General features: G+C 71.1%; 11 protein-coding genes. 5 read left to right on the forward strand and 6 right to left on the reverse strand.

What is annotated here, in order from left to right; translation table 11 throughout:
• Nucleotides 1–73: 73 nt before the first annotated feature.
• Nucleotides 74–1,081: a phosphotransferase enzyme family protein gene (locus ACIBVN_RS48900; RefSeq protein ID WP_397147732.1), complete on the reverse strand. Its 1,008-nt coding sequence runs from the start codon at nucleotides 1,079–1,081 to the stop codon at nucleotides 74–76.
• Nucleotides 1,082–1,787: 706 nt separating this feature from the next.
• On the reverse strand, nucleotides 1,788–2,162 hold the full coding sequence (locus tag ACIBVN_RS48905; RefSeq protein ID WP_397147733.1) for a hypothetical protein: 375 nt from the start codon (nucleotides 2,160–2,162) through the stop codon (nucleotides 1,788–1,790).
• A gap of 665 nt (nucleotides 2,163–2,827) precedes the next feature.
• On the opposite strand from ACIBVN_RS48905, the gene ACIBVN_RS48910 reads away from it, so the two are divergent.
• Together ACIBVN_RS48910 and ACIBVN_RS48915 are read left to right on the forward strand one after the other, a co-directional pair.
• Entirely contained in the window at nucleotides 2,828–3,949 is a 1,122-nt protein-coding gene (locus ACIBVN_RS48910; protein WP_397147735.1) for an MBL fold metallo-hydrolase, read from the forward strand.
• A 164-nt stretch (nucleotides 3,950–4,113) separates the two neighbouring features.
• The gene (locus tag ACIBVN_RS48915) at nucleotides 4,114–5,040 is read left to right on the forward strand and encodes a pirin family protein (RefSeq protein WP_397147737.1); all 927 of its coding nucleotides are present in this window, start codon (nucleotides 4,114–4,116) and stop codon (nucleotides 5,038–5,040) included.
• Here the strand turns inward: ACIBVN_RS48915 and ACIBVN_RS48920 are convergent.
• The gene (locus tag ACIBVN_RS48920) at nucleotides 5,037–7,349 is read right to left on the reverse strand and encodes a protein kinase (RefSeq protein WP_397147738.1); all 2,313 of its coding nucleotides are present in this window, start codon (nucleotides 7,347–7,349) and stop codon (nucleotides 5,037–5,039) included. The two genes, ACIBVN_RS48915 and ACIBVN_RS48920, sit on opposite strands and share 4 nt — an antisense overlap.
• Before the next feature lie 38 nt (nucleotides 7,350–7,387).
• Between ACIBVN_RS48920 and ACIBVN_RS48925 the strand changes: the two genes are divergently transcribed.
• On the forward strand, nucleotides 7,388–7,567 hold the full coding sequence (locus ACIBVN_RS48925) for a hypothetical protein (protein ID WP_397147740.1): 180 nt from the start codon (nucleotides 7,388–7,390) through the stop codon (nucleotides 7,565–7,567).
• Between the two features lie 227 nt (nucleotides 7,568–7,794).
• Here ACIBVN_RS48925 and ACIBVN_RS48930 read toward each other — a convergent pair whose 3' ends face one another.
• Both ACIBVN_RS48930 and ACIBVN_RS48935 read right to left on the reverse strand, forming a co-directional pair.
• The gene (locus tag ACIBVN_RS48930; protein WP_397147741.1) at nucleotides 7,795–8,808 is read right to left on the reverse strand and encodes a DUF3558 family protein; all 1,014 of its coding nucleotides are present in this window, start codon (nucleotides 8,806–8,808) and stop codon (nucleotides 7,795–7,797) included.
• A gap of 313 nt (nucleotides 8,809–9,121) precedes the next feature.
• Entirely contained in the window at nucleotides 9,122–9,334 is a 213-nt protein-coding gene (locus ACIBVN_RS48935; protein WP_397147743.1) for a hypothetical protein, read from the reverse strand.
• Nucleotides 9,335–10,039: 705 nt separating this feature from the next.
• Between ACIBVN_RS48935 and ACIBVN_RS48940 the strand changes: the two genes are divergently transcribed.
• Entirely contained in the window at nucleotides 10,040–11,596 is a 1,557-nt protein-coding gene (locus tag ACIBVN_RS48940) for a serine hydrolase domain-containing protein (protein WP_397147745.1), read from the forward strand.
• A gap of 151 nt (nucleotides 11,597–11,747) precedes the next feature.
• Nucleotides 11,748–12,530, forward strand: a complete 783-nt coding sequence (locus ACIBVN_RS48945) for a MerR family transcriptional regulator (protein WP_397147746.1) — start codon at nucleotides 11,748–11,750, stop codon at nucleotides 12,528–12,530.
• 14 nt (nucleotides 12,531–12,544) lie between these two features.
• On the opposite strand, the gene ACIBVN_RS48950 is transcribed toward ACIBVN_RS48945, so the two are convergent.
• A complete protein-coding gene (locus tag ACIBVN_RS48950) occupies nucleotides 12,545–14,773 on the reverse strand; it encodes an ATP-binding protein (RefSeq protein WP_397147748.1) in 2,229 nt (742 codons plus the stop codon).
• Nucleotides 14,774–14,845: the final 72 nt, after the last annotated feature.

Below are 14,845 nucleotides of genomic sequence, written 5' to 3' on the forward strand. Positions count from 1 at the left end.
GCGGGCCGATGACCGCCTGCGGTCAGCAGGTGGCGCAGGGCGCGGGCGGGCCATGGGGCTCGCGCCAGCCGAGTCACCCGCGCCCGCCGGCGGCCGCGAGTGACCGGAGCTTTCCGCCGTTGGCGTCGAGCCAGCGGGTCGTGTCCTCCAGCTTGCGGATCCGGTCGACGACCTCGCTGAGCTGTGCCTTCCCGTTCAGCCAGCGGCCCGCCCGCGACAGGGCGCTGCCGACGGCCCGGGCGAGGAGCAGTTGGGGCAGCGCGTGGGCCTCGGCTGCGTCCAGCGGGCGGACCGAGGCGTACCCGCGGAGGAAGGCCGCCGTACGGAGCTGCCAGTCGCGCGTCTCCAGGGCCCCGCTGTAGAACAGCGCCGCGATCATGTCCTGAACCAGGAAGCCGACCCCGGCGAACTCGAAGTCAAGCAGCCCGCTCACCTCCCCGGTGTCCTCGTCGACCAGCACGTTCGAGACCGCCAGGTCACCGTGGATGACCTGGGTCGGCAGCGCGCCGCCGCCCGCGGGCCACTCCTGCCCGACTCGGCGAGCCACGGCGTCGAGGCGGGCGGCCCGCTCCGCGCTGATCCCGGCGGCGCGTAGCTGACGGCAAAGGGCACCGACGTGCGGCACGGCGGGGTGCGCCAGAGGATTACCGCGCCAGTCCCCCAGCCCGTCTTCTGGCGGCACGCCCAGCATGACCTCGCCGAGCAGCCCGGCCGCCCGGCCGAAGCGCTCGAGTGCCGTCTGGCCCGTGAGGTCGGGCCGCGCGCCGGGGATCCACCGGCAGACGGTGGCGGGCCCGGCCGCAGTCTCGATCACCGTGTCCCCGCTGGGGGCGGCGACTGGCTCAGGCACCTGGAAGGGAAGTCCGGCCTGCCGTAGCCACCGCAAGAGCCGGTGCTCGGCGCCCACCTGCGCGGCGGACAGGGTCTGGCTGACCCGGAGCACACATCGGAGGCCTCCCTGGCGAAGCAGGAACGTCTGGTTGTTGGTCCCCTGCTCGGCTCGGATGATCGTCGTGCCCGGGGGGAAGCCCCACACTGCCAGCAACCGGGCCAGGAACTCCAGATCGGCGGGCGCGCTCACGCGCCAATTCTGGCGGCATACCCAGGCCGACGCGCAACCGGTTATAGGGCCACCTCAGAGCAAGAGTCAGGAAGGGTTCCAATTCTGGTCAACCAGCCATCAGTCGATCATGTTCGTAATTTCGGAAGTGGATTCGAAGTGCTCCCAGACTCTGGGACGTCCCGGCGGGGAGTGGGACACGGTGGCATGGTGCGACGGCGTCCGGATGGGCGCCGGGAACGCCGCGGTAGGAGCAATCGACCGTCGTGCCCGCTACACGCAGCAGGTCGCCGAGGACGGCGTCGTTGACGGGCGCAACAGCATCAGCCCCACGACACCAGGCCGAGCGCCACCGTGGTGACCAGGAGCCGCCGGACGACGGCCGGCCGTACCTTCGACTCCTTCGAGACCCGGCGTATGCAATCACCTTGCCAGCCTTACCGCCGACTCTCATCTGCCCAGCTCAAGAGTGCATACGACCAGGGGTTCGGCCGTCGCTCGGACGGCAGGCGGGCGAATGCCGTCCCCTGTCCAGGCCCTCTCCCCACCCTGGGCATGCTACCGGCCGTTGATCATCACGCCCATGGCGCGACTGCTGAGGCGGAGCGTCATCACCACGCATTCTGGCCGCGCCCGCCTGGCGAAACGCACTCAATGTGGGTTCTGGGCGTATCTGGGCCAAGTGCCTGTCAGGGACGTCAGCGTCCAGTGGGTTCGGGAGGGTGGTTCAGCCGACGGAGCCGCTGAGGCTGCTGGTGCCGCCGCCGCTGGTTCCTGAGCCTGCGGTGCTGGTGATGAGTCGGCCGTCGACGTAGGCAACGGCACTCACCGAGCCGGCGCCCAGGCGCCGTATGGAAAGGCTCCAGGTGTCCTCGCCCTGTTCAGCGAGGGTGATGTCCTTCCGCCAGGGAGGCCTCACCTGGGGCTCGGTCGTGGAACGGCCGTTGATGACGTACGTGATGGCGAAACTCCCTTCGCCCGTGACATCGAAGGTGAGCGTGTGCGGCTCGTCAGAGGAGCAGGCGGCAGCCAGCAGCACGGTGGCGGCGACCGGCGCCAGCGAGCGCGTCCATCTGCCTGATGCCGCACACGAGGCGGCCAACAGTCCAAGGACCGCAACGAGTGCCTGTTCGACTCTCCTTCTACCGGACCGGGGGAACTCCTTCTTCTGGGGAGGAGGAGCATCCATTCCGCCAGCCGGCGCGCAAAGCCGTCATGGCATTCATCATCCCAACGATGACCGGGACCCCTCCCGCGCCGACGCCGAACGCGCGCGGATGCGTGCCGAACATCGCTGCGACGACTACCAAGCGGTCACCGTGCGGCCTGCCTACGATCTGACACCCCCACGACGCCCGCGCCTTCCTCCAGTTCGTGCCGTCTGGGTTCGCCGTACACGACGTAGGCAAGATCACCAATGTGCGCATGCGGGCCAACCCGCACCGCTCTCGCGACCGCCAGGACGCCGACGCCGGGATCACCAGCCTGCTCGAGCGGCTGACCTGCCTCGGCTTACCTTGGCTACCCCCCGGAACGCGCGGTCGCCGGCAGGGGCTGCCGTCGGGTGCGGGAGCGACGACCGGTAGGTTCATCGGACCGGAACAGGTCGCCGCTCTGGTGACGTGGCTATCGCCCGACGCCGGGAGCAACAAACGGCGGGGACAATCAGCGCGGTCTGACCTATCGCGATATATCGTATAGCCGGGAACACAGGGGAATCCCGTTCGGTTGGGCGGGATGGACAGACTTTCCAGGGGAGTGTGGGCGATGGCAGGAATGCGGACGGCACGGCGGATCCTCGTGGGTGGCGTGACCCTGGCCGCGGCGGGCTGGGCGTTGCGCGAGGTCCCCGCCGAGCTGGGCGTGCGGCCTCTGGCCTCGGGGCCGGACCGGGTGGCGAGGATGCGGCGTTCGCCGCAGTTCAGGGACGGCACGTTCTTCAACCCGATGCCGGAGCCGACCAACCTGATGACCACGCCGCCCGCCGGTCTGCTCGGCGAAATGGCCAGGAACAAGGAGCAGCGCCGCCCCGGCGGCATCGTGCCGCTGCGCGTCCCGCCGTCCGATCCGCCACCTGCCGAGGGCGTCCGCGCGGTCTGGTACGGCCACGCCTCCACGCTGGTGGAGATCGAGGGCAAGCGGGTGCTGTTCGACCCGGTGTGGAGCAAGCGGCCCTCCCCGTCGCAGCTCGTCGGCCCCAAGCGGCACCACCCGGTGCCCATCGAGATCGGCGAGCTGCCCGTGATCGACGCGGTCGTCATCTCGCACGACCACTACGACCACCTCGACCTGGCGACCGTGCGCTCCCTGCTCAGGACGCAGAAGGCCCCGTTCCTGGTGCCGCTGGGCATCGGGGCGCACCTCGAGCGGTGGGGCGTGCCGGCGTACCGGATCATCGAGCTCGACTGGGAGGAGGAGGCCCAGGTGGCGGGGCTGCGCTTCGTCGCCACGGCGGCCCGGCACTTCTCCGGCCGGGCCCTCACCCGCAATGACACGTTGTGGGGGTCCTGGGTGGTGGCGGGGGCGAACAAACGGGTCTTCTACGCGGGCGACTCCGGCTATTTCGAGGGCTATCGCGGGATCGGGTCGGCGCACGGGCCGTTCGACCTGACGCTGATGCCGATCGGCGCCTACAGCCCCGCCTGGCCGGACATCCACATGAACCCGGAGGAGGCCGTCAACGCCCACCTCGACCTGGGCGGTCAGCTGCTGCTGCCCGTCCACTGGGCGACGTTCACGCTGGCGCTGCACCCGTGGGCGGAGCCGGTGGAACGGCTGTGGCGGGAGGCCAAGGCCCGGGACGTCAAGATCGTCGTACCCCGGCCCGGCGAGGCCGTCGAGACCTCCGACGCCCAGGCGGTGGAGGGCTGGTGGGAGACCCTCAGCTGACCCGCTTCGAGCGGGCGGCCTGTCGCCGCGACTCCCACTGACCTGGTTTGAGCGGGAGACCTGTCGCCGGGTCACCCGCTCGGCCGGTCACCCGCTCGGGCGGTCGGGCGGGCGTGGCGGGGGCGGCCTGGGCGAAGGGCGAGGACGCCCCGTACAGTCTTCGGGTGAGCAACCTGGAGCTTGACCCGCAGGAGATCCGCTGCGGCGACGACGCGGGCCCCGACGTGGAGGCCGCCGGCGAGGTGCTGGTCGGGCGGGCGGTGCCGCTGGGCGGGCCGCGCGCGATGACCGTGAGCAGGACTCTGCCGGGCGCGCACCGGCGCATGATCGGTGCGTGGTGCTTCGTGGACGCCTACGGGCCGGAGCGGGCCACGATGCGGGTGCCGCCGCACCCGCACACCGGCCTGCAGACCGTCAGCTGGCTGGTCGCTGGCGAGGTGCTGCACCGCGACAGCCTGGGCACCCTGCAGGAGGTACGCCCCGGGCAGCTCAACCTCATGACCGCCGGTCGCGGCATCTCGCATTCGGAGGAGTCGCCGGAGACGGTGCTGCACGGGGTGCAGCTGTGGGTGGCGCTGCCCGGCGAGCACCGGCACACCGGGCCCGCGTTCGAGCACCATCCGGTGCTGCCCACGCTGGCGAGGCCAGGTTTCGAGGCGACCGTGATCATGGGGTCGCTGGGCGGGGTCTCCTCCCCCGCCACCGCCTTCAGCCCGCTGGTGGGGGCCGAGATCGCGGTCGACGGCGCGTGCGAGATGCCGCTCTCACCCGGGTTCGAGCATGGGCTGCTGCTGCTCGACGGCGCGGTCGAGCAGGTGTCGCCCGGGTCGCTGACGTACCTGCCGCCGGGGCGGTCCGGGCTGCGGCTGTCGGGGCGCGGGCGGGTGCTGCTGATCGGCGGGGAGCCGTTCGGCGAGGAGATCGTCATGTGGTGGAACTTCGTGGGCCGCTCCCACGAGGAGATCGCCGCGTTCAGGAAGGACTGGATGGAGGGCGAGGGGTTCGGCTCCGTCGAGGGGTTCGACGGGGCGCCGCTCCCCGCGCCCGTCCTGCCGGGCACCCGGCTGAAGCCGCGCGGGCGGGTGCGCTAGCTCCGATACGTGTAGACGACGCTGAGGTCGGCGGCCCCGACCGGGACCTCGGCCAGCAGGCGCACCATCTCGCCGGTGAAGTCGATCACCTGGATCTGCTGCCGGTCGCCCGTGCCGTCCGGGCTCACCCAGCAGACCAGATGATCGTCGTCGAACCAGGTGGCCAGACCGTTGCAGGGCGATTCGATCCGCTTGACCTCGGCGCCGGTCTGCGCGTCGTACACGCAGTTGTTGCCGCTGTTCAGGCCCGGGCAGTCGGTGACGAACAGCCTGCCCGACGGGGTGAACAGCGCGTCGGCTATGCCGGCGCCCACGTTCGGGATGCGGCGGACGCGCGTGCCGTCGGGGTTGAAGAAACGCAGGGCCTGCTGGCCGGTGTCGTTCGACATGGCGACCACGCCGGTGTCCGCGCCGTCGAAGCCGTACCTGATGTCCTTCAGCGAGCCCTCCCTGAGGGAGGCGATCGTGGCCTTCCTGGCGGCCACGTCCAGGATGGCGAAGCCGGTCGACTGCCAGACGTCCTTGACCGGGTTGCCGACGTTGAGCAGCAGGCGGGTGCTGTCGCGCGACCAGGCCTGGATGTACGCGCTGAGCGGCTGCTTCGTAGTCCTGACCGAGAACTTCTCGCCCGTCGTCTTGTCGGTGAACTCCACGGTGTCGTAGCGGTCGATGAAGGTCTTGCCGCGCTGGGCGAGGTAGCGGCCGTCGGGCGAGAGCATGGCCTCCCACTGGTCCTGATACTTCGTGAACGCTCCCGTCAGGGACTCTCGGGCGTAGTACACCCATTCCTTGGTCTTGGCGTCCCTGACCGTGTACGTCGTGAGCCTGACCGAGTCGTCCGGGCTCTCGTAGAACGTGGCGGCGGTGCCGGGGAGCCTGATCGGGGTGAGGTTCGCGGTCGGGACCGGGGACGCGGTGGAGCTCGGGGAGGTCGTGGTGGTGGCGGGAACGGGTGTGGGGAGTGCTCCCTGCTTCTTGGACGGCATGATGACGGTGACCACGACGATGGCGATGGCCGTCACCAGCGCCACGCCCGCGATCGCGCCGCCGATCAACCAGTTCTTCCTGTTGGACGGGGGTGGGGGCGGGGGGCCGTACGGAATGGTCCAGGGTGGGGTCCCCGGCTGCTGGAAGGGGGCGGGAGGCTCGAAGACCGGCCGCCCGGTGGGAGGCGGCGGCTGGTCGCCTGCCGTCGGGCGGTACTGGAGGTTTGGCGGCTGAGGGTACGGCGGCTGGCCGGGCCACGGCTGGGGGCCTGAGCCGGGGCCAGAGGGCTGGCCGTGCCACGGTTGCGGGCCGGATCCGGAGAGCTGATCGCCGCCGGGCGGTTGCCACTGAGGTCCGCTTCCCACCGAAGGCGCGCCACCAACAGAAGGCGCCCCACCCGCCGGAGACGCACCACCCGCCGGAGTCGTGGCCGCAGGAGCCGTCGCCGCAGGAGCCGTGGCCGCGGGGATGCCGCCGACCGTGGCGGCCGCCTGGTGGAGTCCGTCGGGGATCGGGGCCGGATGCTCCAGGAGACGGTGGATCACCTGCTCGGCCGTCGGGCGGCGGGCGGGATCCTTCGACAGGCAGGCCGCGGCCAACTCCCGCAGGAAACCCGGAAGCCGGGCCAGGTCCGGCTCGCCGTTCAGCACCCGCTCCACGGTCGCGGGCACCGTATCGGCCTGGAACGGCCCCCTCCCGCCGGCCGCGAAGACGATCGTGCTCGCCCAGGCGAACATGTCGGCCGCCGGCCCGACGGGATCGCCGAGAAGCTGTTCAGGCGCCAGGGACAACGAGCCGCTCACGGGCACGGTCACGCTGGAGGTGGCGTCGAGCGCGGTGGTGATGCCGAACCCGATCACCCGGGGCCCTTCGCTGCCCAGCAGCACGTTGCCGGGGTTGAAGTCGCGGTGGACGATGCCGGCCTGGTGGATCGCCGCGAGCGCGGTGGCGGTGCCGATGGCCAGCCGGTGCAGCGCGGGCCCGGTGCGGGCCCCCTCCTCGCGCACCGCGCGCTGGAGCGTCGGCCCGTCGACGTACTCGCTGACGATGTACGGACGGTCCTGGTGCACGCCGGTGTCCAGCACCTTCGCGGTGCAGAACGGAGCCACCCGCCGAGCCGCCGACACCTCGCCGGCGAACCGCTCCGCCGCTGCCCCGTCACCGGCCAGCTCGGGCCGCAGCCATTTGACGGCCGCCCGTCTCCCCTGCTCATCCACGCCTAGATAGACGACGCCCTGAGCGCCCTCTCCCAACCGCCCCCGGATCTCGTAGCCCCCGAGACCAGCCGGATCCCCTGCTCTGAGCTCAGTTATCGACGGCATAAGCGAATTATGGGCGGCTAATCTTGCAAACCGCTTTCATGAATCGTGCCCCCGGCCTCTCACCGGAGCACTTCCTTTACGTCAACCGGGCCTATAAGTGGACCGCGGTCAAGATCCGCTGGCAGCTGTCCATCGGCGCCGCCGAACAGCAGGCCCTGACCGCGAGCGCGGCCGCCTGCCCCACTCAGCACGTGCCCACGACGGACGACCACCGATGAGCCGCGCGGGGCCGGCTCAGGGCCGGCCGTTCTGCCTGGGGGCTGATCGTGGACCATACCCAGTGTGTCGCTACCCCGGCGAACGTTGTGGTCACCGCCCCAGCCTGCCGCCGTGGACCGGCTCCTGACGTCGGCCCGGCGGGTCAACCCAGGCCCGCGCCGAGCTGGGCGCGGGGAAGAGGTTCGCATCGCCCGTGACGGCTTCAGCCCCCTAGTGCGGCGCGCGCCTACGGCTCGGGGAGGCGGGCGAGGGCCTTGGGGGCCAGCTTCTGGGCGAGGGAGCACAGCTTCTGTCTCGACGAGTCGCCGGTGACTCCAACCGAGACCACCTCGGTACGGCCCTTGGCGGTCGGCCCGGCCTTGCCGTACTCGACGTCGACCGCGCAGCTCGGCAGGCTGGGCCCGAGCAGATTGCTGTTCTCGTCGGCGGGGCGGTAGTTCACCGCCGCGGGGCGTCCGCCGACCGTGAGCGGGCGTCCCTCCAGCGCGTCGTCGAGGTGCTGGAAGAGGACGTACAGGTGCGGTTCGTCGATGCTCTTGCCGCCCCAGGTGCAGCTCTGGCCGGTGAACTCGGCGTGCCGCTCGCCAGGGTCGATGTCCGGGACGCGCGCCGCCTCGCTCTTTTTGACCAGCTCGCACGCGTCCTGGTTGGCCAGCGAGTCCGGGGCGTGGCGGGCGGAGGGAAGGTCGCCGGACCTGAGCAGGCGGATGACGTCACCGGCGGCGGTGTCGGCGATCCGGCAGGCGCGAGAGCCCGCCTCGTCGCCGAAGACGCCGATCGCGACCGTCGCGATCCGTTCCCGCACCACCACGTCCCGCGTGCAGTTCTTGTCGCCGGAGAGCTCGCCGATGCCCTCGCTCTCGTAGACGGTGACGCCGTCCCGTAGCACGGGCGTCGGTGCGGGATCGCCCGCGGCCCCCTCGCTCGGTCCGGCCTGCAGGTCCACGAAGACCGAGACGGACTCGTCGTCCGGTCCGTCGAGCACGATGTCGCACTGGCCGTAGCTGATCCCCTTGTCGTACTTGACCTTCCCGAACTCCGCCAGCACATTCTCGTCGATCAGCTTGCAAGGGTCGGCGCCCCGCAGCTCCTCGGAGGTGACGGACAGGGAGACCGTGCTGGGCGCGGATTGTGTGGGGCCGGCCGAGGCGTCAGCAGGAGCCTCCGAAGACGCGTTGTCCTGTGCGGAGCATCCCGCGGCGAACAGCGCGACGGCCAACGCCGCCGCCGATATCGCCACCGTGGTACGGCCGCGCCAACCCCCGTATGCAGTCGTGTGCGCATCGTAGCTGCGCCGTGTGCCTGGACGTGTGCGCGAACCACGAGCCTCACGCCCGCACCGACCTGTGCCGGTCAGCGCCCGCTGGCCGACGGCTGGGCGTTCGTACCGCCCCCGTCCACCCGTTCCGTTCACCCGCGTCCTCCTTCGCTCCCGCCCGGCCGCTCGACGGTCGCTGCGCAGTCACCCGCCAGCTCAGCGCCGACGGGATCGTTCAGCGAGCCACTTCTGCACCTGCGAACAATGCGCCGCAGACCACGTGCGAGCTGAGACGTCATCGGATATGGGTCAGGGCGGCAGCGGCGACCGACGCCCCCGCGGGACACGTTGCATCCTGCGACACCCCGCGGTCCGGAATGGTCGTCGTGCCGATCAAGCGATCGACATCGTCCACCGCGACGAAGATGAAGCAGATCCCCTGAAACTCGGCCTGCACAGCCTTGTGCAGGCCGACCGGCACCTGCGAGACGCGCCCGTTCTTGGTCATGGTCCGCGCGTAGGACAGTGGTAGATCCAGTGCGAGGCTGACGTTCTGGCCCGCCAAATTCCACGAGCACGACGCCCCGTGCTTGCCGGACTCCTGCTCCCCCGGGCCGCTGATTCCGAGAGCCGCGAGGTCGCGCTCGTCGAGAGCGAGGCACGGCCGCGCCGCCAACTGCGCTTGGGTGTACTTCCTCGGCTGCGCGGGGGCGGAGGGAGAGGCGGAGGCGGAGGCGGAGGCGGAGGCGGAGGGAGAGGCGGAGGCGGAGGCGGAGGCGGAGGCGGAGGCGGAGGGAGAGGCGGAGGCGGAGGCGGAGGACGAGGCGGGGGCGGAGGGCGAGGCGGGGGCGGAGGGCGAGGATGTTGGATGGGGGGACGATGGCCGCGGACCGGCCTGCCCGCTCGAACACCCGGCGCTGAGCAGGCTCACGGCAAGTACGAGCACAAGTCCGGCTTTTCGGCGCGAGCGCCCGCCCGTAGGACGCCGATCGAGAGCGAATGGCGGCATATCGGCACGGTAGCGGCGCCGTGCCGGGACCGGTCCCGCAGGCGAGCGCGGACAGCCGGCCGCCACGGCTGATTGGTGCACACGACCAAGAGGCCGGGAGCTGTGAGCTAGATCACGGTTGAGGTTGACCTTGGGTCAGGGTGGAAGCTCGGCGCAGCGGCACGACGCCGACCGGACATAACAGATTTGAAGGAGCAAACCTCCATGTCCATCACCCTTTCCGGCCAGGACAAGAGCACCCTGCGGACCGCCGCGTACGGCGCGGTGTCGCTGGTGGCCGCCGCCACCGGCTCCCCCCACAAGGCCGCCACGAGTGCCTCCATCGCCCTGACGTCGGCGACCGGTCTGGTCGGGCACGTGCTCGCCGCGAACGCCAAGGACATCGAGCTGAACGGCAAGACCGTCGCCGAACTCGCCGACCGAGTGCTGCCGGCCCTGACCGCAGCCATGAAGCTGCTCGGCAAGCAAGCTCCGGCAGAAGCCGGCAACTTCCGCAGCACCGTCCTCCTCGCCATCGAAGCCGCCCAGGCCCATCAGGACAAGCCCAGCACCACCACGGCCGAGATGGCCCGCAAGATCACCGCCGCTCTCGACGCCGCCGGGGCGGCCGCTGCGGACAGCGGGGCTGCGCCGGCGGCCGCTGCCGGGCAGGATCGCCCGGAGCTGCAGAAGGCGATCGAGGAGATCGTCGATTCCGGTTTCCTCGGGGTGTCGCTGCGCGTGCACGATGAGCAAGGCGAGTGGGTCGGCAGTGCCGGGGTGGCCGAGCTGGGCGGGACCGCGAAGCCGCCGGTCAACGGGCATGCCCGGATCGGCAGCAACACCAAGACCTTCACCGCGACCCTGGTGCTGCAGCTGGTGGCCGAGGGCAAGATCGAGCTGGACGCCCCGGCGGATGACTACCTGCCCGAGTTCGGGCTGGACCGGCGGATCACGGTGCGGATGCTGTTGCAGCACACCAGCGGGCTGTTCAACTTCGTCGGCGAGGTATACGACGACGGGTCGATCGTGCACGGGATCCCCGTGCCCTACGGCACCACGGGCAAGGAGTGGGTGGACAACCGGTTCCACACCTACCGGCCCGAGGAGCTGGTACGACTGGCGCTGTCCAAGCCGGCCCGGTTCGAGCCGGGAACGGGCTGGAGCTATTCCAACACCAACTACGTGCTGGCCCGGCTGCTGATCGAGAAGGTCACCGGCCGCTCGCTGGCCGAGGAGATGCGGCACCGGATCCTGGGGCCGCTCGGGCTGTCGGGTACGGTGGTGCCGGACGCCTCGCCGGAGATCCCTGAGCCGCATGCCCACGTCTACTACCGCTACGAGGAAGCCGGTCGGCAGAAGACGATCGACGTCACCCGCCACAACCCCTCCTGGGTCTCCACCGGCGGTGACATGATCTCGACCAGCCAGGATTTGCACACGTTCATCTCCGCGCTGGTAGGCGGCAAGCTCCTGCCGGCCCCACTGCTGGCCGAGATGTGCACCCCGCACGCCACGGGCCTCCCGAACATGGACTACGGGCTGGGAGTGTTCGTACAGAAAACGGACTGCGGCACCGTCATCACCCATAACGGCGGCACGATCGGCTCCATGACGCTGATGTACAGCACGCCCGACGGCAGCAAGACCCTGACCGCCGTACTGAACTGGGTGGACGACGCCGACCTGTCCATAGCGCCAGTGGTGCAGAAGGCCCAGCAGAGGCTCGTCAACGAGGTGTTCTGCGGCGAGCAGGCCGATCCGGCTCAGCCGGCGGACTGAACACCTGTGACCCGTACGCCTTGAGAGGCGACCCCTTCCGGTCGTGCATCAGGCAGAACGCGAACCGGGGCGATGCGCTCGGCGTGGCCCGCCACCTGCTCGGCTGTGGTCTGCCTAGTCGCCGAGCTCGAGCACAAGGCAGGCTGAGCACATGAGGAACGGAGTCACAATCGGGCAGGCGGCGGCATTCGTCGGCGTCACGGTGAAGACGGTGCGGCACTACCACAAGCTTGGCCTGGTGAAGGAGCCGGAACGCGACAGCTCCGGCTACCGGCGGTACGGATCAGCCGAGCTGTTGCGGCTGGTGCAGGTCCGGACGCTGGCCGCCGCCGGGGTGCCGCTGACCGAGATCCGGCCCCTGATCGACGCCGACGCCGCGCTGTTCGCCGCCGCGCTCGCCGACGTCGAGCGGCAGCTCACCGAACGGATCGAGGAGCTGATCGCGCGGCGTGACACGCTGCGCCGGCTCGCCGACGGTGACCGGGCTCTGCTGCCCGACCGTGCTGTGGCGCTGCTGGAGCGGCTGTCCGGCCTCGGCCTCCCCGCGGACGAGGTGGCGGCCACCAGGGAGGGCTGGGTGCTGGCCAGGGCCCTGGTCCCGGAGGGCTTCGACGACTTCCTGACCAATGTCGGGCACGCCCTCGACGACCCCCGCTTCGTCGCGTTGAGCAAGCGCGCAATCGAAGCCACAGCATGGGAGCCGGACGACCCGCGCCTGGCCGAACTCGCCACTGCCATTGCCGACCACTTCCTCGCCAACCCCGCACACCTGAAGATCGTGACCGGCCTGCAAGCCCGCACCGACGCCGCGGCCCGGTACCATCTGATCGCCCACTACGGCGAAGAGCAGGGATCGGCCACGGCCCGGGGGGTCGCGCTCGTCGAGAGCAAACTCCGCGCCGCCGGCATCCATATCCCCAGGGGACCTCGATAGCCGCCGCGACCCCACTATCCGCCCTTGCCCGGATCTCCAGGCGGGGCCACCCGTTGTCGTGCGCTTTTCCGCGGCCCTGCCTGAGGATTCCGGGTGGGGCCGCTCGTCATCGTGCCTGTCCGCGTCATCCGGCCCGCCTTGGGGTGGCCGATCCGCTCGAACAGCTTCCGCGCCCGGTCGTAGTCGGCCAGGGCCGCCTCGTTGTCGCCCAGCTCCCGGTGCAAGTCGCTGATCGCCGTCGAGGCGTGCGCCTCCCCGAGCGGATCGCCGAGCTCGCAGTACATCTCGCGAGCCCGTACCAGGCTGGCCATGGCGGTCCGGTGATCGCCGGTCCGCTGCTGGACGTGGCCGAGAGTGTGCAGGGCGCTGGCCTCGCGCAGACGGTTGCCGATCTCGCCGTGCAGCCTCATGGCAAGGGTCAGGTCCGCCACCGCCCGCGCGTGGTCACCGGACCGGTGCCGCGCCACGCCGAGGGCGATGAGCGTGTCGGCCTCCCCCACCCGGTTGCCGGACGCCCGATGCGTCTCCAGAGCGCGCGTGAGCCCGTCAGCCGCCCGCTCACCCTCCTGCAGCGGACCCAGGTTCGTCAGCACGTTGGCCTCGCCGAGCCGATCGCCCGCACCCCGGTACAGGTCCAGCGCCCGGGTGAGATGGGCGGTGGCGGCCGGACGGTCCCCCGTCCAAAAGTGCAGCACGCCGAGGTCGTTGAGCACGCTGGCCTCGATGCGGGGGTCGCCGATGCGGCAGGCCGCCTGCAGCGCGATCCGGTAGAGCGCGAGCGCGTCGTGCCAGTGGCCGCGTACCCGCAGGAACCCCAGCATCGCGGAGGGGATCCCGACGGCGTGCTCGGGCCTGCCGTGCTCGGCGGCGTACGCGGTGGCTGCGTAAAGGTTGGCCCGTTCCGCCTCCATCCAGGCGACGGCCGCCGCCCAGGTGTCCAGCTCCGGCAGGTGAGGCGGCTGGGCGGTGACCGCCTCAGGGACGCCCGCCGGCAGCCCCTGGTTGAGATGACGATCGGCGGCGCGCACGGTGTGCAGGTAGTGGTCCAGCAGCCGGACCAGGGCCGCCTCGCTCTGGGCGGTGTCGTCGGCGGCGGCCAGAGAGCGGGCGTGCCGCCGGATGAGGTCGTGGAAACGGTAGCGGCCCCTGGCGGGCTCGTTGAGCAGGTGATAGTCGAACATCTCCGCCAGGCGGCGCCGCGTGACGGGCAGGTCCGTGCCGGCGAGCGCGGCGGCGGCGTAGGCGTCGATGTCCTGGCCGAAATGCAGGCCGAGCCGGCGGAACAAGCCGCGCTGGGCCGGCGGCAGATTGCGGTAGGACAGGTCGAAGGCGGCGGAGACCGATACGTTCTCGGCGCGCAAGCCGGACAGGTCCCCGGCCGGCGAGGTCAACTCCTCGACGAGGTCAGCCGCGTCCCAGCTCGGGCGGTGTTTGAACTGCCCCGCCGCCAGGCTGATCGCCAGTGGCAGGAACCCGCACGCCGCCACCGCTTCGGCCACCGCGCCGTCCCCGCAGTCCAGACCGGCCCGGCCGCTCAACCGGACGAACAGCCGGGCGGCCTCGCCGGGCGACAGCACGTCCAGGGAGACCACGACCGCGTCTGGCAACGCGGTAAGCCGCCGGCGGCTCGTGACCAGGACGAGCGTCCCGGGCGTGCCGGGCAGCAGGGGCCGTACCTGCGTGCTGCCTGCGGCGTCGTCCAGCAGCACGATCGCTCTCTTGCCGGACATCCGGTCCCGCCACAGCGCGGCCCGCGCCTCCAGATCGACGGGGATCCGCCCCGAGGGCACGCCGACGCCCTCCAGCAGGGCGGCCAGCGCGTCCGCCGGCTCGACCGGCCGCTGACCGGGGGTGTGGCCGTGCAGGCGCACGAACAGCCGCCCGTCGGGGAAGCGCTCGGCGAGCCGGTGCGCGGCGTGCACGGCGAATGTGGTCTTGCCGATCCCGGCCATGCCGTCGATTGCGGTGACAGCAGCGATGTCGCCGTCCCCCACCAGATCCGTCAACTGCCGCCATGCGTCTTTCCGCCCCGTGAAGGAGGCGATATCGGCGGGCAGGGAATGCGGCCGCGCGACCGAGTCGTACGTTTCGAGGTGCTTTGCGGCCTCTTGTGCGATCTCCTGGGAATCATCACGTCGCCGTCGCCGCCGCAGCTCGGCCAGGGCCCGCCAGGCGCCCTTCCCGGCTTCGGCCGCGACAGAGCCGGCCACTGCGGCTACGACCGCCAGGACGATCTCCATCATTCCTCATCCACGCGGCGCCGCGCCTTCGCCGCGCGGCTTACGCGACCGTGACGGGGTCGCCTCGCCCCGCCG

It is taken from the genome of Nonomuraea sp. NPDC049400, from assembly GCF_044466425.1.
Classification (GTDB): Bacteria; Actinomycetota; Actinomycetes; order Streptosporangiales; family Streptosporangiaceae; genus Nonomuraea.

Coding starts and splice junctions, on each gene's coding strand:
- ACIBVN_RS48935 (WP_397147743.1), bottom strand. CDS start 9,334: ATGACCAAGAACGGGCGCGTCTCGCAGGTGCCGGTCGGCCTGCACAAG.
- ACIBVN_RS48950 (WP_397147748.1), bottom strand. CDS start 14,773: ATGATGGAGATCGTCCTGGCGGTCGTAGCCGCAGTGGCCGGCTCTGTC.
- ACIBVN_RS48925 (WP_397147740.1), top strand. CDS start 7,388: ATGAATCGTGCCCCCGGCCTCTCACCGGAGCACTTCCTTTACGTCAAC.
- ACIBVN_RS48940 (WP_397147745.1), top strand. CDS start 10,040: ATGTCCATCACCCTTTCCGGCCAGGACAAGAGCACCCTGCGGACCGCC.
- ACIBVN_RS48910 (WP_397147735.1), top strand. CDS start 2,828: ATGGCAGGAATGCGGACGGCACGGCGGATCCTCGTGGGTGGCGTGACC.
- ACIBVN_RS48920 (WP_397147738.1), bottom strand. CDS start 7,349: ATGCCGTCGATAACTGAGCTCAGAGCAGGGGATCCGGCTGGTCTCGGG.
- ACIBVN_RS48945 (WP_397147746.1), top strand. CDS start 11,748: ATGAGGAACGGAGTCACAATCGGGCAGGCGGCGGCATTCGTCGGCGTC.